General features: G+C 56.9%; 18 protein-coding genes and 2 tRNA genes. 2 read left to right on the forward strand and 18 right to left on the reverse strand.

Annotation, left to right across the window (positions count from 1 at the left end; translation table 11 throughout):
- The 15 genes from VSX42_RS06160 to solA all read right to left on the reverse strand — a co-directional run.
- The coding region (locus VSX42_RS06160) for a S8 family serine peptidase (RefSeq protein ID WP_326503453.1) at nucleotides 1-2,306 on the reverse strand (2,306 nt) is incomplete at its 3' end.
- A gap of 67 nt (nucleotides 2,307-2,373) precedes the next feature.
- The gene (locus tag VSX42_RS06165; RefSeq protein WP_326503454.1) at nucleotides 2,374-3,384 is read right to left on the reverse strand and encodes a hypothetical protein; all 1,011 of its coding nucleotides are present in this window, start codon (nucleotides 3,382-3,384) and stop codon (nucleotides 2,374-2,376) included.
- Nucleotides 3,385-3,642: 258 nt separating this feature from the next.
- Nucleotides 3,643-3,716: transfer RNA gene (locus VSX42_RS06170), tRNA-Ile, on the reverse strand.
- A 92-nt stretch (nucleotides 3,717-3,808) separates the two neighbouring features.
- On the reverse strand, nucleotides 3,809-5,296 hold the full coding sequence (locus tag VSX42_RS06175) for a hypothetical protein (protein WP_326503455.1): 1,488 nt from the start codon (nucleotides 5,294-5,296) through the stop codon (nucleotides 3,809-3,811).
- A 260-nt stretch (nucleotides 5,297-5,556) separates the two neighbouring features.
- Nucleotides 5,557-6,765: a glycosyltransferase gene (locus VSX42_RS06180; protein WP_326503456.1), complete on the reverse strand. Its 1,209-nt coding sequence runs from the start codon at nucleotides 6,763-6,765 to the stop codon at nucleotides 5,557-5,559.
- Between the two features lie 208 nt (nucleotides 6,766-6,973).
- The gene (locus VSX42_RS06185) at nucleotides 6,974-7,843 is read right to left on the reverse strand and encodes a phage holin family protein (RefSeq protein ID WP_326503457.1); all 870 of its coding nucleotides are present in this window, start codon (nucleotides 7,841-7,843) and stop codon (nucleotides 6,974-6,976) included.
- 181 nt (nucleotides 7,844-8,024) lie between these two features.
- A tRNA-Asn gene (locus tag VSX42_RS06190) sits at nucleotides 8,025-8,097 on the reverse strand.
- Nucleotides 8,098-8,193: 96 nt separating this feature from the next.
- Nucleotides 8,194-10,089 (reverse strand): DNA primase, encoded by a 1,896-nt coding sequence (gene dnaG, locus VSX42_RS06195; protein ID WP_326503458.1) that lies wholly within the window; start codon nucleotides 10,087-10,089, stop codon nucleotides 8,194-8,196.
- Between the two features lie 43 nt (nucleotides 10,090-10,132).
- Nucleotides 10,133-11,470: a deoxyguanosinetriphosphate triphosphohydrolase gene (locus VSX42_RS06200; RefSeq protein ID WP_326503459.1), complete on the reverse strand. Its 1,338-nt coding sequence runs from the start codon at nucleotides 11,468-11,470 to the stop codon at nucleotides 10,133-10,135.
- Between the two features lie 48 nt (nucleotides 11,471-11,518).
- Entirely contained in the window at nucleotides 11,519-12,079 is a 561-nt protein-coding gene (locus tag VSX42_RS06205) for an N-acetyltransferase (RefSeq protein WP_326503460.1), read from the reverse strand.
- Between the two features lie 172 nt (nucleotides 12,080-12,251).
- Complete coding sequence (locus VSX42_RS06210; protein ID WP_237197321.1) at nucleotides 12,252-12,479, reverse strand: sulfurtransferase TusA family protein; 228 nt, start codon at nucleotides 12,477-12,479, stop codon at nucleotides 12,252-12,254.
- Nucleotides 12,480-12,488: 9 nt separating this feature from the next.
- The gene (locus tag VSX42_RS06215) at nucleotides 12,489-13,529 is read right to left on the reverse strand and encodes a YeeE/YedE family protein (protein WP_326503461.1); all 1,041 of its coding nucleotides are present in this window, start codon (nucleotides 13,527-13,529) and stop codon (nucleotides 12,489-12,491) included.
- A 210-nt stretch (nucleotides 13,530-13,739) separates the two neighbouring features.
- Nucleotides 13,740-14,102 carry a DUF6176 family protein gene (locus VSX42_RS06220; RefSeq protein ID WP_326503462.1) on the reverse strand — a complete coding sequence of 121 codons (363 nt, stop codon included), beginning with the start codon at nucleotides 14,100-14,102 and terminating at the stop codon, nucleotides 13,740-13,742.
- 36 nt (nucleotides 14,103-14,138) lie between these two features.
- Nucleotides 14,139-15,485, reverse strand: a complete 1,347-nt coding sequence (locus tag VSX42_RS06225) for a sodium:glutamate symporter (protein ID WP_326503463.1) — start codon at nucleotides 15,483-15,485, stop codon at nucleotides 14,139-14,141.
- Nucleotides 15,486-15,557: 72 nt separating this feature from the next.
- The gene (gene solA, locus VSX42_RS06230; RefSeq protein ID WP_326503464.1) at nucleotides 15,558-16,688 is read right to left on the reverse strand and encodes an N-methyl-L-tryptophan oxidase; all 1,131 of its coding nucleotides are present in this window, start codon (nucleotides 16,686-16,688) and stop codon (nucleotides 15,558-15,560) included.
- Between the two features lie 177 nt (nucleotides 16,689-16,865).
- Here solA and VSX42_RS06235 point away from each other — a divergent pair, with 177 nt between their 5' ends.
- Entirely contained in the window at nucleotides 16,866-17,285 is a 420-nt protein-coding gene (locus tag VSX42_RS06235; RefSeq protein ID WP_326503465.1) for a hypothetical protein, read from the forward strand.
- Nucleotides 17,286-17,307: 22 nt separating this feature from the next.
- On the opposite strand, the gene dusB is transcribed toward VSX42_RS06235, so the two are convergent.
- Both dusB and VSX42_RS06245 read right to left on the reverse strand, forming a co-directional pair.
- Entirely contained in the window at nucleotides 17,308-18,504 is a 1,197-nt protein-coding gene (gene dusB, locus VSX42_RS06240; protein ID WP_326503466.1) for a tRNA dihydrouridine synthase DusB, read from the reverse strand.
- Nucleotides 18,505-18,683: 179 nt separating this feature from the next.
- On the reverse strand, nucleotides 18,684-19,466 hold the full coding sequence (locus tag VSX42_RS06245) for a PRC and DUF2382 domain-containing protein (protein WP_326503467.1): 783 nt from the start codon (nucleotides 19,464-19,466) through the stop codon (nucleotides 18,684-18,686).
- Nucleotides 19,467-19,885: 419 nt separating this feature from the next.
- On the opposite strand from VSX42_RS06245, the gene VSX42_RS06250 reads away from it, so the two are divergent.
- Nucleotides 19,886-20,425 carry a hypothetical protein gene (locus VSX42_RS06250; protein WP_326503468.1) on the forward strand — a complete coding sequence of 180 codons (540 nt, stop codon included), beginning with the start codon at nucleotides 19,886-19,888 and terminating at the stop codon, nucleotides 20,423-20,425.
- 369 nt (nucleotides 20,426-20,794) lie between these two features.
- Here the strand turns inward: VSX42_RS06250 and VSX42_RS06255 are convergent, their stop codons facing one another.
- Nucleotides 20,795-21,130: an MGMT family protein gene (locus VSX42_RS06255; protein ID WP_326503469.1), complete on the reverse strand. Its 336-nt coding sequence runs from the start codon at nucleotides 21,128-21,130 to the stop codon at nucleotides 20,795-20,797.
- Nucleotides 21,131-21,136: the final 6 nt, after the last annotated feature.

Here is a 21,136-nt window from a genome sequence, read left to right on the forward strand (position 1 = left end):
ACTCGTTCTACCCCACCAGCCTCAGTCCACCGCAACTCAACACCACTAGAAAATTTCAGGGTTACGCTACCATCAGCCTGCACAGTCTCATCAGTCGTGGGGAAACCCAGGGTGCTGGTATAGCCATTATTAACCCAATACCAATAAAGCGCACCATGAGCAGCAACCTTACGAGTACCCGTAGCCGGTGACCAAACCAACCTAGTCTCCCAACCATTCTGCGCCCTAAACACCTGCTGCGCACCCCCAGGAATAGCCTCTTCATCAGTAAGCGGGAAACCCAGAGTAGTAGCATGCCCCAAACCTACCCAACGACTAAAAATAGCACCCTTGCCGTTCATCGTCCGTGTTCCGGTAGCAGGTGACCAGTAGAAACGAGTTTCTTTCCCATTGAGGCGGAAGGTCTGACGTACCCCGTAAGCGTAAGCACCCTCATCCTCACCAGGGAAACCGTAGGTGCCAGTGCCACCCTCGCGAGTAAAGCGTCCACCGATACCACCGGCCTCCCACACCACATGAGTACGATGATGCTCAGGAGTCCAATAAAAAGCAAACCGACGCCCATCAGCAAGAGCAAACTTCTGCATCACACCACCAGAAATAGCAGTCTCAGCAAAAACCGGGTACCCATACCCGTTCTCATAACCACCAGCACGGTACCTTGCACCAATACCACCTGAGAAATAAACAGGGTAGGCCCCGGTGCGCGGGGTCCAGTAGATAGTGTAGTTCTTTGCAAAAGTCTGGCCTACACCACCATCACGCAAACGGAATTCAGCGCTTGTGGGTGCCCCAAAAGTACCGGCTGCTCCATGGGCGTAGTAGTAGGCTCCAATAGCACCAACTAGCGGGAAACCTCGGGTGTCAGCGACAGCTGCAACTGCGCGAGGAGCGTTAACAAACCGGTAGCCGTTGACGTTAGAGCCGGTGTTCTTAAGAATGGTGCGAATCTGCTCCACCGTAATATTGGGGTTACGCTCCTTCATCATGGCGATAATACCGCTCACATGAGGGGCAGCCATAGAGGTGCCGTTGAGCGGACCGTAGCCAGGCCCGACCTGCGTATAGGCACCGGTGTTGACGGTTGACCAAACATCAGATCCGATCGCACCACCGGGAGCCAGCACATCAAGCATGGGCCCCCAGTTGGAATAAGCGGTCATAACATTGCCGTTGGCGGTTGCGCCCACCACGATAGCTCCCAGACAGTTAGCCGGTGAGGTGCCAACTGCGTTTGCACCAAAGTTACCTGCCGCCGCAACTACCGGAACATTCCGTGCATGAGCTGCATTGATGGCGTCCTGCAGGACCCTGGGGCAGGTTGCCGAGTAAAAGCCTTCGGAGTAGTTAACGACGTGAGCAGGTGTGGGGTTGGCAGGAGCACCGGGGACGGGCACGCCTGCACTCCATGCAATACCGGCGGCCTGGTCAGAGGTGTAGGCCCGGCCATTGACACCCATAATGCGGGAATGTTGGATGCGGGCGTTGGGGGCGACGCCGGCGACCCCCGACCCGTTATCGGTTGCGGCTGCGGCAATACCGGCCACATGGGTTCCGTGCCACATAGAACGGGGGACCTGCGGGCCCCAATCCCCTTCGTCATTGGGGTTAGGGTCCCAGCCGTTGCCGTCCCGGCTCTGATCAGCTGAGACGAAGTCGTAGCCGGGCAAAGTCTTTGCAGCTAGCTCAGGGTGCCAGGTCTGGCCGGTATCAGCGATACCGATGACGATACCCTCACCGGTAGCGTATCGCCAGGCGCCGGGCGCGTCGATAGCTCGCATATTCCACTGGCGGCTAGCAAAGTAGGGGTCGTTAGGTGGGTTACGGGGAGTGGCCGCCTGGCCGGTTGTGATGATGAGATCAGGTTCAGCATATTCAACATCTGGTTGAGCTTCGAGTAAGTCAACAACCTGAGCCTGCTTAACTGGGTCAATCATCTCCTGAAGATCTACAACCTGAGCCTGCTCAACTGTCTCGTGGGAGACCTCTGCAGTGTCTACGGCCGCAGTGGCGTCAGCGACCTCTTCCAGAATCTGGGCCTGTTCGTGACCGTCTACCCCGTCCTTAAATTTCACCACCAGACGGTCGGTATCTGGCTCAGCTGTCGGCTGGTAGTGGGTGGTCATCTCACCTGCGGGGCCAGCGGACGGGCCACCGCTGACCTGCCCCTGGAATGCGGTATCGCCACCTACACCCTGAGGCGGGGCTGCCTGGGCCACAGTAGGTTGGGACGCGAATAAAAAACCCGCTGCAAGCACCAAGGAACATGTGCCTGCAACGGACTGCAAAAATGGCGAACGGGCCATAACTACTCCCTCAAATGTGTGTGTTTCTACACAGCATACGGTATGAGGAAGTAGTTAAGGGGCTCCACTATGAACGCGCGTATGCTACCGGAGTAACAATGCCGGTCTCAGCTGACCAGACCAGCAGGGTCTCAGTGCCGTCAGCGGCACGGAAGAGCTGCTGGGCGCCGCCTTCAACGTTGTACTCATTAGCTACGGGCTCGCCAAAAGTCTCAGCGCCGCCGTGGGCGTAGTAGTAGGCGCCAATGCCACCGATCAGCTTGGCCTCAACCTTATCGAGGGCCTCTTCCAGAATCACGGGGAAGTCGTAGTTATGGTGCTGAATGCCAGGCAGCACGGTGAAGTCTACGTTGGTGAAACCGGCAGCCGAGTAGACGTTGTAGCCGTTTTCTGCCGCGCCATAGGCTGACCAGGCAACAGGCCAGGTGGCGCCCACGCCGTCCTCAGAACCGATGTACCACTGCAGGGAGAAGTCCTTAGCGGCCTCTGAAGGTAGGGTCTGCATGCCGTTGCTGTTGCCGCCACCAACCATGACCGAGCCGCCGCCGGTGCGCCAGGAGTCCTGGCTATCGGCCAGCAGTTCAAAACCGGTGATTTCTGCACCGCCGGAGTGGCCAATGGTCCAGACATTGGAGGAATCCAGGCCTGCTTCAGCAATGAAGGAGCTTGCAAAAGAGCGGAACCAGTCTCCGTTGGCGTCCATGGACTGCCACCAGGTGATGCCGTTACCGGTAGCGTCCTTATCGGGTGAGATTACGGGAACGAAAACCATGTTGCGTTCGTTAGCGACCTCTGCCATGCCCAGCAGCTGAGAGTTGTTGGGTAAGTGCACCTTGGACTGGTTAGTCTGCCAGTAGTCCCCGTCGAGGTAGAAGACAACGCCCACAGGCTGGGACCAGTCGATGTTCTCTGCGTAGACGTGGTAGTTGGAGCTCACACCAGCTTCTGAAGTGTAGGGTGCGAACTGGGTGGTGCTGGTGGCTGCCTGGGCGTCGGTGGAGCCTGCGACGACCAGTGAACCTGCTAGCAAACTGGTTGCGAGTACGGGCGTGGTGATGCGCTTGAGGGAAAAAGACATAGTTTCCTCTGGGATAGGTGGAATGCGAGTGATTGAAAGCGAAACTTTCCTCAGCAAATGTAGCACCCACCAGGTAAGAGTGTGGGAACTGCGTGAGAATAGCCGGTGAACGGGGCGTGTCGTCCACGCTCTGAAAAGGTGGTGTGAGGGAGAGGGAAGTAAGGACGCCCCAGCTCAGCTCTAGAAGGAGCTGACGGCTCCGAGCCGGGTAACAAAAAGCCCTTCCTCTCTATCCAAAGAAAGGAAGGGCTTATTTTGTAGGGCCTGCGGGGCTTGAACCCGCGACCAAGGGATTATGAGTCCCCTGCTCTGACCAGCTGAGCTAAGGCCCCACAGCATTAGGCTCTATCGAGCTTGACGCTGCCTCTAAGAATACCGAAAAGTCAGGCAGAGACCAAAACAGCAGTCACGGTTCGCAAGAGCCCTAGCGAACTCGTTCTACCCCACCAGCCTCAGTCCACCGCAACTCAACACCACTAGAAAATTTCAGGGTTACGCTACCATCAGCCTGCACAGTCTCATCAGTCGTGGGGAAACCCAGGGTGCTGGTATAGCCATTATTAACCCAATACCAATAAAGCGCACCATGAGCAGCAACCTTACGAGTACCCGTAGCCGGTGACCAAACCAACCTAGTCTCCCAACCATTCTGCGCCCTAAACACCTGCTGCGCACCCCCAGGAATAGCCTCTTCATCAGTAAGCGGGAAACCCAGAGTAGTAGCATGCCCCAAACCTACCCAACGACTAAAAATAGCACCCTTGCCGTTCATCGTCCGTGTTCCGGTAGCAGGTGACCAGTAGAAACGAGTTTCTTTCCCATTGAGGCGGAAGGTCTGACGTACCCCGTAAGCGTAAGCACCCTCATCCTCACCAGGGAAACCGTAGGTGCCAGTGCCACCCTCGCGAGTAAAGCGTCCACCGATACCACCGGCCTCCCACACCACATGAGTACGATGATGCTCAGGAGTCCAATAAAAAGCAAACCGACGCCCATCAGCAAGAGCAAACTTCTGCATCACACCACCAGAAATAGCAGTCTCAGCAAAAACCGGGTACCCATACCCGTTCTCATAACCACCAGCACGGTACCTTGCACCAATACCACCTGAGAAATAAACAGGGTAGGCCCCGGTGCGCGGGGTCCAGTAGATAGTGTAGTTCTTTGCAAAAGTCTGGCCTACACCACCATCACGCAGACTAAATTCGTTGGTCGTTGGCTCGCCGAACCTACCACTAGCACCGTTGGCTAAATAGTAGCTACCGATAGCGCCGGTGAGAGCGTACGGGGAACTTGCAGGACGCTGCGGAAGAGCGTTATCAAGAATGGATGCGAAGTTATAGTTGTAGTGGGTAGTACCTGGCAAAATTGTGAGCTGTGCATTGTTGAAGCCAGCTGATTTATACACGCGATACCCGTCCTGAGCAGCGCCTAAAGCTGACCAGGTTGCTGGCCAGGTAACGCCTTTGCCATCTAGCTCGCCCACGTACCAGCGAAGTGAAAAGTTCTTTGCAGCGGATGAAGGCCAAGTTTGCATGCCGTTGCTATTGCCACCACCAACCATGATGGATCCGCCACCACTACGCCACGAATCTTGTCGGTCCGCTAATAGTTCAAAACCGGTGATTTCTGCGCCGCCCGAATAACCGATAGTCCAGACATTAGAACGGTCAATACCGGCTGACTGAATAAAATTTTGGGCGAAAGCACGGAACCAGTCACCGTTGTAGTCCATCGACTGCCACCAAGTTATGCCGTCGCCTGAGGCGTCCTTATCAGGCGAGATAACCGGGACAAAGACCATGTTCCGCTGGTTAGCTACCCGAGCCATCGCAGTTAAATCTGCATTGTTAGGGAAATAGACTTTGGACTGATCTGAAGTCCAGTAGTCACCATCAAGGTAGAAAACCACTCCTACCGGCCGTGACCAGTCAATATTGTTGGCATAGACGTGGTATTGAGAACTTGTACCGTATGCAGAAAAGGTAGCGAAGGTCCGATTCGTAGTTACGGCTTGTGCTTCTGATATTGGTGCAAGGCTTAAAGCGCTAACAGCCAGACCAGTCGTTACAAAGGCAGTGGTTACTTTCTTAAGACGAGAGAGAGAGAGAGAACAAAATGGTTACCTCTAGTGATGTGTGTAGATGGCGTTTCTAGGCTTCTTTGATAAACCTAACACCTACCGTTAAGAAACTCTCGATATAGGTCGTCCGACACGTACAGCGATTCAAAGGTCTCCCAGGTCTTTTCGGCGGCATGGCGGGCTACCATCTGGCGGGAGCACTCCCCCATAGCCTTCCGCTCGTCCTCGGGCAGGCACAGCACGTCGGCCAGGCGGGCAGCCAGCTCCGCCGTATCACCCGGGGTAAAAAGGTAACCGTTCTTCCCAGGATCAACCAGGTGCGGCAGGGCCAGGGCGTTAGCAAGAACCACCGGCTTTGAAGCGCTCATAGCCTCCAGGGTCACCAGCGACTGCAACTCGGCGGTACCCGGCTGGCAAAAGACATCGGCCCGCAGGTAGCCAGCGCGTAGTTCCTCGTCAGAGACGTACCCCAAGAAGCGAACCCGATCAGCTACCCCGCAAGCGGCAGCTTTAGCCTGTAGCTCACCAAGAATCTCACCGGTACCAGCGACCTCAAGCACGGTCTGTTGCAATAGCTCGGCAGGTAGCTGCGAGAACCCCTCAATCAGCACATCAATATTCTTTTCAACCGCAAGACGCCCGGCAAAGAAAATCGTCAGCTCACCGGTAGGCTTCTCAACGGTCTCCCCCGGCGCAAGCTCATAGTCAGAACTCTGAATACCGTTAGACACCGGCATCACCGGACGGCTAAACTTACCGGCGCTTTCCATAGCATCCGCACCAATTTGGGTGGGGGTGGTAACCACCGCTGCCCGGCTGAGCACCCGGCGCATATCAACCCACGAGGCCTTGACCACCAGCGCATTACCGGCCTTACCAAACGGTAAAAAGGGCGTGATATTTTCGGGCATCACGTGGTTCGTAGCCACAACTCGTACACCGCGTTTAGCGCCGATACGGGCCAGCACCCGCCCAATGATGTAGTGACACTGAATGTGAATCACATCGGGCTGAATCTCCTGCACCAGACGGTCAGCCTCGGCGTAAATCTCCCAGGGGAAGTTCAGGCGCATGTAGGGGTGGGTAACCACCTTGTGGGAGCGCATACGGTGCTCCACGATGCCGTCCACCGTATGACGGCTGGTAACGCCCTTCTCCTGCTTTGCCGCCATCACGTGCACGGTATGGCCGCGGTTAGCCAGGGCGTGAGCAAGGCGGGATGAGAACTGGGCAGCCCCGTTGATGTCGGGCGGGTAGGTATCGGCGCCAATAAGGACGGTCAGGGGCTTATCAGCCATGCAGGGGCCCTTTCGAGGTCTCTTCGTTCAGTGTCAAACTGACCTTACCGGGTTTTTGGTGCCCGCGCATCAGCCGCTTGGCGGAGCTCACCTGCGCCGGGCGTCCGCCCTTTCGCTGGGCATCAAAAAGCCCGCCCCGGCAGCAGGTGCCGGGGCGGGTGTGAGCGCAAGGACGCTTGTGCCGCCTCGTCTGAGGCAGGGCAGGGTCTTACTTGCGGCGGCTAATGAGCTTGCCGAGGAAGACAAAGAAGGCTCCCAGGGAAGCTGCCAGGGTTGCAAAGGACTTCCAGTGGGCCTGCAGAGTCTCGGGGTTCGAGGCGTTTGCGGCCAGCTTCTTACCACCGTCAACGGCGGTAGCAGGAGCGTTCTTTGCAGAGGTCTTGGCGTTCTGCACCAGGCCCTGGGCACCGGCCTGCACGTCGCGTGAGTAGGTCTCGATATCGTCGCGCAGGGTCTTGAGGTGCTCGCGGCGCTGCTTGGTGCGCTGCAGGAGCTGTTCCTTGCTGGGGGCGGGGGTAGCGGGTGCCTGCTGCTCGCCGCCGTCCTTCTTCTCCTCTGCCTTCTGTTCGGCCTTCTTGGCTTCCGCCTTCTCAGCCTGCTCGCGTTTGAGGCGCTTGGAGGTCATGGCGGAGCCTTCCTTCAGCACGCCCATGTCGTAGAGCAGGCCAAAGATAGCTGATTCAGGCTTGAAGGGCAGCTGGGCCTTGATCATCTTGAAGCCGACAAAACCGGCGATACCGGCAAGGAGCAGGAAGAGGACAAACAGAACCAGAGCTGCCGCCCAGTTAGGCATGATGGAGGCCAGGCCAACGTAGGCCAGGATAACCAGAGCGATAGCCATGAAGAGGGCGAAGACCAGGGCTACTGCGGCAACCGCGGCGCCCTTACCCAGGGCGATGCCCTTTTCTTTGACCTCAATCTTGGCGATCTGGATTTCGTCTTTGAGCTGCTTAGGGGCTAGGTTGGTGAGCACCTTGCCTGCGTCAGCCACGTTCGTAACGCTAGCTTTGATGTTGTTGAAGCCAGCGCGCAGACCCTGGGCTCGGCGTGAGCCGTTCAGGTCGTTAGGAGTGGTCATGTGCCACCTCTCTCTGTGTCGATAAGCGTGCTTGCGTATTACGTGTGCCAAATAGTAAGTTTACCGGCTTTTAGGAGTTTGTGACGACTGCGCCCTGGAATGTGGCGCGTTTATCGGGAGAAGGTCAGGCAATAATTCTGAGGAACAAAAAAGCCCAGCCGAAGCTGGGCCTTTATTGATGCTCCCCCGACTGGACTCGAACCAGTAACCCTTCGATTAACAGTCGAATGCTCTGCCAATTGAGCTACGGGGGAATGTCGTTTGCGGTTTTTCCATCGCTGCAACGAGTAATAACTTTACACGGGCTTTTTACCCTGCGCAAATCGAGATTGAGTTAACTACATCACACCTTAGTCTTGGCCTTGCATTTTGCTGCGACGGCGGAGTTCGAGGGTAAGGAGTTGCTGTTGAATCTCCCGGTAGGCCTCGGCGTCGTTCTGGGGCGAGAGGCGCTGAAGCTGCATCAGGAGATCCGATTTCTGCCGGGTGATTTCTTGTTCGAAGAGGCGGTTGAGTATGTCGCGGGAGTAGCGATTGAGTTGGTCGTCGGTGCGGGCGGGGATGGGGGCGACGGTGAGTTCTGCGATGAGCGCGTGGACGGGTTCGGGGGCGTAGGCGCGAACGGTATTGACCCAGGTAGCTCCGGGCTCAGGGGCGATGGTGGAGGCTGCCCCAATGATGCCCTGGGCGATGCCACTGTGAGCCCGGTAGCGGTAGTGCACGGTGGCTAGTTCCTGCCACTGTTCGAGGGAGAGGTACTGGGGGTACTGCAGCACGATTTCAAGCGCTTCACGTTCGGTGCGGGCTGCGGGATCACGCAAATCGGGCAGCTCGTAGGGGTCTTCTACGGGGGCCGGTGCTTCTTCTGCTGCGATTCGGGCGGCGCCTGCAGCTTCGGCTCGCTGGCTGGCGGACGCCTGCGGGTTAGCTGCCGCTGCGCTAACGGCTCGCTGCACTTCGGCGGCGTCTAACCCTAACTGCCCTGAAACCTGCCGTACATAGGCTGGGCGCAGGGCAGCGTCCTTGATTCCGGCGATAATGGGCGCGATGGCGCGCATGCCGCGCACGCGCCCCTCGAGAGTACCAAGGTCGTAGTTGGCGAGGGTGGCGTCGATGGCGAATTCGAAGAGCGGACGCCGGGAGGCGATGAGGGAGCGCACGGCGGCGTCCCCGCGGGCTAGGCGCAGGTCGCAGGGGTCCATGCCGTCTTTGGCGACGGCGACGAAGGTTTGAGCGACAAAACGCTGGTCTTCTGAGAAGGCAGCGAGGGCGGCTTTTTGGCCGGCGGCGTCGCCGTCGAAGGTGAAGATGACTTCGCCGCCGGTGCCGTCGTCGGAGATGAGGCGGCGCACGATTTTGATGTGGTCGGTGCCAAAGGCGGTGCCGCAGGTGGCCACGGCGGTATCGATACCGGCCAGCTGGGCTGCCATGACGTCGGTGTAGCCCTCAACCACCACAATCTGCTTCTTCTTGGCGATAGGGCGTTTGGCCAGGTCAAGCCCGTAGAGCACCTGCGATTTTTTATAGAGGGCGGTCTCGGGGGTGTTGAGGTATTTAGGCCCCTGGTCGTCGTCGAAGAGGCGGCGAGCGCCGAAGCCGATGGTTTCTCCGGTGATGTTACGGATAGGCCAGATGATGCGCCCGCGGAAACGGTCGTAGAGGCCCCGCTGCCCTTCTGAGAACATGCCGGTTTCGCGGAGTTCCTCGGTGGTAAAGCCCTTGTTCATCAGGTATTTGAGCAGGTTGTCCCAGCCACGCGGGGCAAAGCCCACTCCGAATTTTTGGGTGGCTGCGGGGTCGAAGCCGCGGGCGCCGAGAAACTTTTGGGCTTCAACGGCGGCAGGGGTGTAGAGATTTTTTTGGAAGAACTCCGTTGCAATCTTGTGGGCATCGAGCAGGCGCTGGCGGCGTCCTACCTCTTCGCGGCTCATCCCGTTACCCTGCTCATAGTGCAGTTCGTAGCCGATGCGGGCGGCGAGTTTTTCGACGGTTTCGGTGAAGGAGGTGTGGTCCATTTCCATGAGGAAACTGATCACATCGCCCGATTCGCCGCAGCCGAAGCAGTGGTAGGTGCCCATCTGGGGGCGCACGTGGAAGCTCGGGGTGCGTTCATCGTGGAAGGGGCACAGGCCCTTGAAAGAGCCGATACCGGCGGATTTGAGGGTTACATACCCTTCGATGATTTCGCGGATGTCGGTGCGCGAGCGCACCTCGTCAATGTCTTCTCGTTTGATTAAGCCTGCCACGGGTTCAATTTTAGTCTGGGCCGTCAAGCCGGCGGGTTTTGGCTTACCACAGCGGTTTGTCGCCAACCGCCCAGTGGGTTCCTGTGATTCGTTTGAAGAGGGCGACCGCGGAGCGGTCGGTCAGGCAGGCGACCTGGTCAATCACCAGTCGCAGGCGGGCGGTATCGTCGTTGCGTCCCAGTTCCTGCAGGTCGGCGGCAAAGACCGGGTCGAGGTAGTTGGGGTTATCAAAGAGGGCGTGCACCAGGAATTCAAGGATCTCCTGCTGGTTCCCCTCAGTTGTCTGCGCGGCTGCCGCATCGCGGGGAGCCATCACAAAAGCTGTGGCTATGCCCTTGAGCACGGCGATTTCGTGCTCGGTTTCTTCGGGCACCACCAGCTGGGCCTGGTAGCGGGTGAGTGGTTCGTCCCCGTAGACGTCGCGGGTTGCCAGCATGGCGCTGGCAGCAAAACGCCCAATGAGTTTAGAAGTAAGGGCCTTAAAAGCCGCCATAGACGAGCGGGTCCCCGTCATATTCGGCACCCAACGGTTGAGGTTCTCTAAGCGGGTCAGGGCTTTATCAAGGGTGGCATCCTCAGCCCCGGGCAGGTACCAGAGCCGGGTTTTGTCGAAAACCTGCTGGCGGGCGTCCGCCTTTTTCAGGTCATCGAGCTGCACGTGCCCACCGAAAACGGCGTCCTCAACATCGTGCACGGAGTAGGAGATATCGTCGGCGAGGTCCATGACCTGGGCTTCCAGGCATTTTTGGGTGGGAGCAGCCCCGGCTTCAGTAGCCCCGGCGCGGAGCCAGTCAAAGACGGGTAGATCGTCGGTGTAGACGCCAAATTTGCGGTTGGGTTTACCGTCGGTTCGGGCGGGGGCGTTGGCGCGGGTCCAGGGGTACTTGCAGGTTGCGTCCAAGGACGCCCGGGTCAGGTTTAGCCCGGCAGAACCGCCATCGTGCCTAATCACCTTGGGTTCAAGGCGGGTGAGCAGTCGCAGTGTCTGGGCGTTGCCCTCAAAACCACCGGCGTCCGCCGCTAGCCGGTCGAGGGCGGTTTCGCCGTTGTGCCCAAAGGGCGGGTGGCCCAGGTCGTGGGAGAGGCAGGCGGTATCGACTACATCGGGGTCGCAGCCCAGCATGCGCCCCAGCTCGCGGCCGATCTGGGCGACTTCGAGGGAGTGGGTCAGGCGGGTGCGCACAAAGTCGTCGGTGTCGGGGTCAACCACCTGGGTTTTAGCACCCAGACGGCGCAGGGCGGACGAATGCAGCACGCGGGCCCGATCGCGTTCAAAGGGTGAGCGGTAGACAAACTTGTGATGCTCGGGAACCCAGCGTTCGGCGTCCGCTGCGCTATAGCCGGGGGTGGGGGCCTGCTCGGGGGTGAAGGTGCTGCTCATGGATCTCGTCTTTTCTCTACCGGTTCAATCTAGGCCTGGGGTTCCAGTTTAGAGGTCATCGCCCTGGTCGAGGCCGTACTCAGCGGGCCAGGTGACCTCGCCTGAGATAGGCGGGTAGTCGGGGGTGAGGTTGATGAGTTGCAAGGCCTCTGCCAGGGCAGCCGGCTCAAGGCCATCGATGACGGCGCGCACCCCGTGGCGGGCTGCCGCCTCGAACCCGAAACGGCTGTAGTAGGCAGGCTCACCGAGCACCAGCAGGCTGGTGGGTGCATTGCTGGCCTGGGCGGACGCCGCCGCGCGGGCTAGAGCTTCACCGACCAGGGCGGTGCCCACTCCCCTCCCCTGATAATCAGGGTGGACAGCCAGGGGCGCGAGCGCGCAGGCAGGCCAGGACCCTACCCAGCAGCGGCTAATGAGAATGTAGCCGATGAGAGCACCGGTGACGGTGTCGCGGGCGGTCAGGGAAATTCCCGGTTCCCAGGCGTTGGAGTTGCCGCGCAGGGCATCGACCAGGTCGGCCTCGTAGCTGGTCTCAAAGGCAGCCAGGAGCAGGTCACGAATTTCTGCGGCATCGGCCGGGGTTTCAGGGCTCAGGGCATGGGTCGTCATGCCTTTAAGTCTAGAGGGTACGCCCAGGCCGGGACGTGCGCCCCGCCTCCACCTGCCTAACGCGTAAGGGGAGGGGCGCGTCCGCCCCTATGCTTTATGTCAGTGTCCACAAAAATCGCGCAGGGCCCACGAGCATTGTGAGCCCCGCGCGATTCTTATAAGCGCTGTCTAATTAAGCCTTGATAACCGTGATACTCCACTCAGCAGGGCCGCGCTTCACAAAGTCTTTCGTTCCGTAACCGTTCTCAGCTGCCCACCTCGGAATTGCTTCCGTGCCCTGGGTGCAGTCAAAGTTAATAACCAGTTCGTCGCCGGAGCTAAGCTCAGCCATGGCTGCTTTGGCTTCTTGGACGGGGAAAGGGCAAATCAGACCATCTGTTTCGAGGATTCGCTGTGCCATAGTGACTCCTTAGGATTTAACAAGTTGAAAACGATTGACGATAAAGATTCTTGCAGCAAGGCCAGCGCCCAGCAGCATAGCGACGAAGGCTACCCAACCCTGCCATGAGAACATAGATGTTTCGACCAGGCCGTTACCGATGGTACAACCTCCAGCCCATGCAGCACCCCATCCCATCAAGGCACCGCCGAGAATTGATTTCACGAGAATGTCAGCGCTAGGTACACGAATTTTGAACTCTCCGCTTGCCTTAGCTGCAATGAAGGAACCTAGGAGAATCCCTAGAACTAGGAAAAGGCCCCAGTCAACATAGTCAGTGTCACCCGTCGTCAGAAAAGCTGTGAGGTTAGCGCTAGGACCGGTGATGCCAAGACCCCATTGACGTCCGGTTGCCCAGCTCAAGGGCCAGGCAATAAGAGCGATGAGGCCGATGATAGCGCCTGTGATGTAAGGGTTCCAGGCTTTTTCAAAGAGGATATGAGCTAAACCGGTCTTCTCGGCAGGCAGGGTAGCGACGGGCAGTTTAGGCCGGGTGAGGTTACGGTAGACCCAGATTCCGGTGATAAGAACCAAGAGGCCAACAAGAACCCAGGGAGAAACGCCAAGACTCTGGTAAATCGTCGCATTCTCAGTCACGCCCCAGGACTGTACGGTTTTGGTGCTTTGTCCTAGCGGCCCGAATTTGAAAATAGCGGCAAAGAGAGCGTAGAAGATGAGGGCAAACCAAGACCCTACCAGGCCTTCACCCGCGCGGTAGTAGGTACCCGTCGCGCATCCCCCGGCAAGGAGCATACCGATTCCAAAGATGAACCCACCCACCACAGTGGCGAAAGGGGCAAAGGCACTAGCTACGGTTTCGGTAGGCAGGTAGCCCGTGCTGTTAAAAAGAGCTAGTCCTATAGCTTGGACGCTAATAGCTACGAAAAGGGCTCCAAGCCACCAGGTATTTTTAGCAACCCAAACATCACGAAAAGCACCGGTGACGCAGAACCGACCGCGCTGAAGCACAAAACCTAGGGCGGCACCCACAAAGAGACCTGAAATAAGCATGTGCTCCATGCTAGGTGCAGACATTAGGGCCGGTAAATATAACGTTCATCTGGGGAAACCTAAGGAAACAGTTCGCAATACCGGTTTGATTCTCTCGTCCATCGGCAGTAAGAGTGACCATGTTCTTCAACGCCCAACACATTACTGCCCACAAGAATCGCGTAGGGCCCACAAGCGTCGTGGGCCCTGAGCGATTCTGATAAGCACTGTTTACTGCGACAGCGGCCGCATGGATGCCAGGACGCGGTCAGGTAGCATGTGCACGCGCGGCGACAGATCTTGGGGCGGGTACGTAGAATCGATACATTCACGCCAGTACTCGATGTGTTTTTCGTCCAACCAGTGCTCAGACTCAGTAACCTTCTGTTCTAAGCCTGCCTCCCCACGCACCGAGTACCAGTAGAGGTAATCGACGCCTTCAATAGTTTCAGCAAAGATTGTCTCAACATACATGTGCTCAGGCTCTAGTGTTTCTTTGACCGAATCCATGTTTTCATTGAGGAAAAGCATCCACTCATCGACCTTATGTCGCTTGCCCGGTTTTACCCGAAATCGGGTCAGTTCAATCTGCATACCATGATTCTATCCAGGCTGTTCTTAGCTCCAGGGTCACCTCTTCATCCGCGAATGTGCGTTATACCCGCCCCTCGCCAATATAAAGAGCGCAACAATAGCAATCACTGTGACCAGCCCCCAGATTCCAGCAACAGTCCATGAAGCACCAGCAACGACTAAAGCCGGAATAAAAGTAACTGCCAGAATCTCATTCTGATTAAAAATCGAGAGCAAGGCGTAGTCTTCAAGCGTGCGGGACTTAAGTTTCGGGTCAACAATGCGCAGTAGAGCAATACCCTGTGCTAAGGCCCCTGTAGCCCAGCCCCACGTGAAAACTTGCTTCTCAAACCAGCCCTGATCAAGAACACGAGGAGCCAGCACCAACCCAAGGACCAGCAAAAGAACAAGACCCACGGCAAATAGAATAGTTAGCTGCACCCAGTAATCTGCTACTAAGCCAGGCTTAATAGAAGCAATACCAAAAACGATCAATACATCGGTAGCAGTGCCAGAAATAGACTGCATCGTGGTTCGATCAACGAAATGGCCCAGCTTGAGCTTATCTATGCTCAGGCGAACGATGAGTCCCAAGATAAAAGCCAAGCTAAAAACAGGAATCGAAACTGATGGAAAAAATCCTTTAAGATACTGCTGAGCCATATAGCCAATCGCGGTAATAGCAGCAATAACACCCAAATGAAAACCTAGGGTATCGATTGAAGAACTAGAAAATACGTGTGTACCGATAGAGGGCCGCTTAGCTTTCTGAGGAAGAATTCCTGTTCGAATTTCCTCAGGTAACTCTTTAAGGCCTGCGAACTCTTCGACATAACCTTTTTTAGCGCCGTACTTAGCGATAATTACGCCGCCTAAAATCCCAATGAGTAGACCGACCGTTGCTGAGGTATAAGCTAATGACTGTATCTCTTCTTGTCCGGCCTGAGTAAATACATCTCCTACTGCAGCTGCCGTGCCAAATCCACCAGCCCATCCGGAGAATAGAACCACTCCAAATGCTTCTGGGGTATCAAACAGAGGCCCCAGCAGTAAAAGGGTCAACAGAATACCTACAACAACTTGGGAGGAGTAGAGCAAGACTGTGTAACTCAAGAACTGCCCCAAAGGGCGTCCTAGCTTATTGAGGGTCAGGTCTGTTCCTAATGCGATACAGGCGAAGACTGCAGCAATAAGTACCGAGCCGTACGAACCAATCGTACTTGAAAACGGTAACCAGTTAGCCCCGGCTGGCCCCAAAGCTAGCCCTAAAAATCCCGCAATAACGGGAGCCGGGATCATCAGTTCTTGAATAAATTTAATGCGAGCTCGCAGTACGGTGCTGACCGTGAGCAGCAGCCCGATAATACCCAGGTCAATGACCAGAGCCCAGGGAGTAAAGTCCATGGGAATCGCTCCTTTGCGTGTGGGGTGTGCGGTTTACTGTAGATATGGTTCAAGTTGTATTGCCGAGGAAACCTATACCGAGGGTTCAAAGAAACGACTTAGGTTGAAGTTCTGTAATGAAAAAGCTGGTTCTTGGTCCTCAACTAAATCTGCGATGGCACGGCCGAGAGCCGGGGTTAATTTGAAGCCATGCCCAGAAAAAGCCGTAGCTACTATGATTCGCCCCGAAAGACGATTGATAATCGGCCTGTGATCTTGAGAAAATAAATCCATGTGCATAGAGTGGCGGGCGGGCCCGTCTGTGACCCCTTTCAGATACCGAGTAACTAATTGCGCAGGTTCTCGTAAAGCTGGGCCAGATGCTCGAGGTGGAAGCTCCCGCGGGGTAGGCACCTCAGAACGGTTACCAACGTTACCTACCTTTACGGTCATCCCATCGAGACAAGGGAAACCATAGAGATGGGACCCATTTGATTCTCTAATAAAGCCAGGAAAGGAGCTGGGAGCATAGTCCGTAACACCATTAGTGATGTACCACCCCAAGCTAATGGGAACAATCGACACGTACGGGTCCAGTTCTGGCATAAGGGTCTTAGACCATACTCCTGTACAGACGATAAGATGGTCAGCCTTATAGGTCTCTCGGACAGTGCGTACCTTAACTCCGCGGGCAGTTTCTTCGAAGCCTACAACTTCTTCGTGTGTATGCAGCTCTGCGCCTACCGCTTTCGCTTCTTGTTGCATTTGGTGCACAATAGCGTCTGAATACAGCACCCCACCTTGCTTATCGAGAATGCCAATCTCATCTGTGATATCAGCGTGTTGGGGGTAGCGACGCCTCAGTTCTTCTGCATCGTATGCTTCGAAATCAATATGAAAGTTGTTGATAGAGTCTTGAACACCAATCAGCCCTGCACCATCGGGATGGCCGATTGTAAGAGCCCCTGTTTGGTGAAAAAGTTTTGCGGGATGACGCGTATCCAGGTCGATGAAGTAGTTACGTGAATATTTGAGAAGCGGCACATACTCAGCTCCCTCGTGGTAGGCCATACGAAAAAGTCGAGATTCACCAGAGTATCCTCCGCGGTCATGCACCGGGGCGTACTGTTCAATTCCAAGCACTGAATGCCCACGAGTAGCTAGCTCCCCTGCAAGATACGAACCAATCGCTCCAAGACCCACAATAATCACTGAATACTTCATGTGTCACAGGTTACACGTTTGGCTTTTGTTAATAAATTTCCCCGCGCTTATATTTCACAAATCCAGCGCCCACAAGAATCGCGCAGGGCCCACAAGCGCCGTGGGCCCTACGCGATTCTGATAAGCACTCAAGTAACCTGTGGTGTTAGAACCTACCGGGCGGTACAGTCATGTTCTATGAGCGAGAAGTATGTACCCAACTACGGCGACCTGGAGCGCTTTCGATACGAGAGACTTATCCGCACCAAGTCCAGGGCCTACCAGATGGCTTGCTGGCAGGGTTACCTGGGCACCCACGAGTTCTTTCTGGGCAACGCCTTCAAAGGCTGGGCGACGCTCCTTCTCACGATGGCGGCCGCTGGCCTACTCGTCTACGAGTGGATACTTGGGCTTCTCCTGCTCATCGTCGTCATCTGCCTCAATATCACGGCGGTACGGGCTATCGCCGCGTCAGATCCAGCCAGCGACATCTACGGTGAAGAGTGCGGAGCCGTCTTTCATAGCCTCCACATGCTGAGTTCCTTCTCCATCGTGTGGGACATGAACCTTTGGAAGGGCAAAACTCCCACCGACCCTCCGCCACCCGACATGGACTAGCCGGGCACGGGCGTCCGCTCCCCTAGCCGCCGCTGATATCCAGCTCAGCGTCCACCAAGCCCAGGCGCTCGGCATCCCCTAGGACGCGGGAGTTCAGCCAGCCATCGGGCAGGTGGGGCTTCTTGGGGTTACCAGCACGCCCGCGAGGGCCCTCAACAGCGGCACCGGGGTAGCCGATGGAGTGGTCCAGCTCAGCCAGGTACTCGCGAAAAGCTTCGAGGGTGGGCACGGTAGACATCTTGGCGCGCAGCTTGCCGCCCACCGGGTAGCCGTGGAAGTACCAGGCAACGTGCTTACGGATCTCACGCAGGCCGCGGGTCTCATCACCAAAGGTCTCTACCAGCAGCTCAGCGTGGCGGTAGATCATATCGGCTACTTCAGACACGCTGGGGCGGTAGCGCTCTTCACACCCTTCAAAGGCATTTTGCAGGTCGCCAAAGAGCCAGGGGCGGCCCTGGCAACCGCGGCCGACCACGATGCCGTCCACGCCAGTCTGCTCGACCATGGCAATGGCGTCCTCGGCGGAGAAAATGTCGCCGTTGCCGAGAATCGGCACGTCGGGGATTGCCTCGCGCAGGCGGGCAATCGAGTCCCAGTCAGCCTTGCCGGAGTAATGCTGGGCGGCGGTGCGGCCGTGCAGGGCAATCGCCGCAACACCCGCGTCACGAGCGATTTTGGCTGATTCCAGGTAGGTCAGGTGGTCCTCGTCGATGCCCTTACGCATCTTGATAGTCAGGGGCACATCCCCTCGGGAGGCCTCACACACGGCGGTCTGGACGATAGCGGTAAAGAGGTCGGTCTTCCAGGGCAGGGCGGAGCCACCGCCCAGCTTGGTGACCTTGGGGACGGGGCAACCAAAGTTCAGATCGATGTGATCGGCACGATCTTCTTCGACCACCATACGGATTGCTTTGCCGACGTTGACGGCGTCCACCCCGTAAATCTGAATGGAGCGAATCTTTTCGTCGCCGTCATGGTCGATAATGCGCAGAGACTCGGGGTTGCGCTCCACCAGGGAGCGCGCGGTGACCATCTCGGTTACATACAGGCCGCCACCGTAGTCGCGGCAGAGTCGGCGGAAGGCCTTGTTGGTGACGCCCGCCATGGGGGCCAGCACCACCGGGGTGTCGATGGTGTGCTTGCCCAGCTGTAGGGGCGGCAGTTTCAGCTGCTTAGCGCGGGCCGGGGTCTGGCCGGTCTCTAAAGTCTCTTCTGTCATAACCTTCCAATTCTGGCACAAACGGCCCCGGTGCGCTGTTAGCTAGAGCAAAACTGCGGGGGTCCACGAGGTAAGTCATTGTTCTTCCTTGGGGTAGTAGAGCACGCAAAAGCCCCGGGCGGTTCTTCCCGGGGCTCTGCGTGAGGCTGTGGTTCAGTGCTAGGGGCTTTTATCTAGACTTACTTGTTGTCGCCTTCTACAACGATTTCTTCCTTGCGGACGTCGGCTGAGACGCGCTCGGTGTCGGTGCGCACTTCCTTGCCGACGGAGACGCGCTCGGTGGCTACGGTCTCGGTGGAGACAACGGGGCGCTCTTCGTGGGCGGTGACGGTGACGTCTGCCTGGGCTTCAGCGGAGTCGAAGTCGTAATTTTCTACTACTTCGCCGTCCTTGAGGTTGGTGCGCTCTACAACGATTTCTTCCTTGCGGACGGGAACCTCAACGGTTTCGGTTTCGGTGCGGACGACCTTGCGCAGGCGAACCTGGCCGGTCTGGGTTGCGCTGGTTGCGGTACCGACATTCAGGCGCTCTTCGTGAGCAACAACGTCGCCGTTCTCGGCGGTTGCGGTGGCCTGAGCTGCATGAGTCTCGGCAGCAGGACGCTCGGTGTTAGCTACCCCCGCAGTTGCGGTGCCGGTGGTTGCGGTGCCTGCGGTGAGTGAGTAGTACTCGTAGAGGCGCTGCTCTTCAGCGGGTGAAAGTTCGCCGTCTTCTGCGATGTTGGGGGCATCCTTGACGAATTCCTTGGTGTAGGGAACGTGGATTTCTTCACCTGCGAAGCGAGCCTTGTCTACGGGGATGAAAGATTCGTTGGTGCCGAAGAAACCGGTGTTGACCGTGACGAAGGTGGGTTCGCCGGTCTGGGCGTCGAGGTAGAGCTCACCTACCTTGCCAATCTTTTCGCCGTCGGTGCCGAATACAGTGCTGTTACGCAGGGTTTCGATGGTTTCGTTGGTAGCCATGAGCTGTTGCCTTTCTTTACGACTCTCGGTACGAGGTGTTACGTCAGCCCTGCACCCCCTATGAGTGCTATCAGTAGGCTGAGCAACTGGTAATAACCCTACATACTTTCAGCAGGCTGAGCAAGCGATAAGCGAGCTTTTTAAGAAAAAAGACAACATTTCGCTCTGAGGCGAAAAAATACCCTGACTAGGCATGTCAAACCATAACATGCCTAGTCATGTCATTTTTGACAGATAAACACAAGAAGATAACAGGGGGTTAGTTTTAAAGTAAATATTTCCTAAATTTACGTTCCCCAAAGAGCGCACCACCCCGAATCGTACTCGTGAATCGTCAAAATCTCTTGACAGTACCACAGTCTTTCCCGATACTTGTGATAAGTCAACACTCATTGACGAAACCTAGTTGAGGAGGCCCTATGCAGTCCGATGACCCGCGCATTACAGCCGTCCGCACCGCCAATGAGCAGGTCACCCAGGCCACCCGCGCGCTTGAGGACGCCGTGCAGGCAGCCCGCGCAGGCGGTGCGACTTGGCAGCTCATTGGGGCAGCTATCGGCGTGACCAAACAGGCTGCCGCCCAGCGCTTTTCCGAGACCGTCTATAACGCCCGCTCGCTCTCACAGATTCAGGTAGAACTTGAGCAAATCACCGAAGCCCTCTTTACCGCCCTGGCTCACAGTGATATCGAGCATGTACACAGCCACATGACCTACACGACTGCCCGGTTACTCTCTAAACGCAAGATTCTGAAAACTTGGCAGCAGGTCCTAGAGGCTGCCGGCCCTTTTATTGAGGTCAAGAAAACGGTGGTAGAACAGGCAGGCTCCGGCTTTGTACTCACCTACCGGCTGCGTCACGACAATGGTGAGCCGGTCGGCCAACTCTCTTTCAACTCAGCCCGCAAAGTAACAGGATTGGTGATCTTCAATGACGATTCAGCAGAACTCCCCTGGTAGCCGCAGCTCTAATAAGGGTGTATCAATTCTCTTCACAGCTCTGATTTGGTGTGCTTTCGGAATAGTTCTAGGCTTCACCGCCAGCAGCTTCATCACCGCTTTGCTATCAACCCTTATATTTGCGGTTGGAAACATGCTGATATTCCTTGACCCCAATCAGGGAAGTTCTCTCATCCGTTGGCACCCTCTACTTACTCTGTGGGCTGCCAGCGTCGGGTTGATCATTGCTTTCCTGATTTTTGATGAAAATCCAACGGCTGCCTCATGCTTTGCGCTATGGAGTCTTTTATTATCCCGCATATATTTCTTCCCCAAAGACTCTCGTAAGTCACGCAGAGCCCGCGACATCGGCGTCTAGCTCCTCTAGGTCTACCCCTCCCCCAGCTCAGCCAGGCGTGGGGCAGAGAGGTGGGCGAGGGCGTCCGCGCCTATACGGGCGGTATTCAGAGCGACTCGCCCGTCCGCCCGTAGCGGGGTGCCCTCGTCCTGCCAGCGGGGTCGTACCTGCTCAAGGTGCCCCGGTATCTCACCGCGGGCATTGCAAATACGCCACCAGGGCACGCTCGACCCCCAAAGTGCGAGGGTGCGCCCCACCAGCCGGGGCGATTCACCGGCGACCGCACCGATGTCACCGTAGGTAGCGACCCGCCCGGCAGGCACGCATTCAACCACGCGCAGGATTCTCTCTACCCGTGTATCGTCCACTGGTCT

This window comes from Rothia nasimurium (genome assembly GCF_035916755.1).
GTDB lineage: Bacteria > Actinomycetota > Actinomycetes > Actinomycetales > Micrococcaceae > Rothia.

Excerpts from the sequence above, each read along its gene's own strand:
- dusB (WP_326503466.1), bottom strand. The coding sequence starts at position 18,504 with ATGACAGAAGAGACTTTAGAGACCGGCCAGACCCCGGCCCGCGCTAAG.
- VSX42_RS06210 (WP_237197321.1), bottom strand. The coding sequence starts at position 12,479 with ATGGCACAGCGAATCCTCGAAACAGATGGTCTGATTTGCCCTTTCCCC.
- VSX42_RS06180 (WP_326503456.1), bottom strand. The coding sequence starts at position 6,765 with ATGGCTGATAAGCCCCTGACCGTCCTTATTGGCGCCGATACCTACCCG.
- VSX42_RS06185 (WP_326503457.1), bottom strand. The coding sequence starts at position 7,843 with ATGACCACTCCTAACGACCTGAACGGCTCACGCCGAGCCCAGGGTCTG.
- VSX42_RS06200 (WP_326503459.1), bottom strand. The coding sequence starts at position 11,470 with ATGAGCAGCACCTTCACCCCCGAGCAGGCCCCCACCCCCGGCTATAGC.
- VSX42_RS06205 (WP_326503460.1), bottom strand. The coding sequence starts at position 12,079 with ATGACGACCCATGCCCTGAGCCCTGAAACCCCGGCCGATGCCGCAGAA.
- VSX42_RS06250 (WP_326503468.1), top strand. The coding sequence starts at position 19,886 with ATGCAGTCCGATGACCCGCGCATTACAGCCGTCCGCACCGCCAATGAG.
- VSX42_RS06220 (WP_326503462.1), bottom strand. The coding sequence starts at position 14,102 with ATGCAGATTGAACTGACCCGATTTCGGGTAAAACCGGGCAAGCGACAT.
- VSX42_RS06215 (WP_326503461.1), bottom strand. The coding sequence starts at position 13,529 with ATGCTTATTTCAGGTCTCTTTGTGGGTGCCGCCCTAGGTTTTGTGCTT.
- VSX42_RS06225 (WP_326503463.1), bottom strand. The coding sequence starts at position 15,485 with ATGGACTTTACTCCCTGGGCTCTGGTCATTGACCTGGGTATTATCGGG.
- VSX42_RS06245 (WP_326503467.1), bottom strand. The coding sequence starts at position 19,466 with ATGGCTACCAACGAAACCATCGAAACCCTGCGTAACAGCACTGTATTC.
- VSX42_RS06165 (WP_326503454.1), bottom strand. The coding sequence starts at position 3,384 with ATGTCTTTTTCCCTCAAGCGCATCACCACGCCCGTACTCGCAACCAGT.
- solA (WP_326503464.1), bottom strand. The coding sequence starts at position 16,688 with ATGAAGTATTCAGTGATTATTGTGGGTCTTGGAGCGATTGGTTCGTAT.
- VSX42_RS06235 (WP_326503465.1), top strand. The coding sequence starts at position 16,866 with ATGAGCGAGAAGTATGTACCCAACTACGGCGACCTGGAGCGCTTTCGA.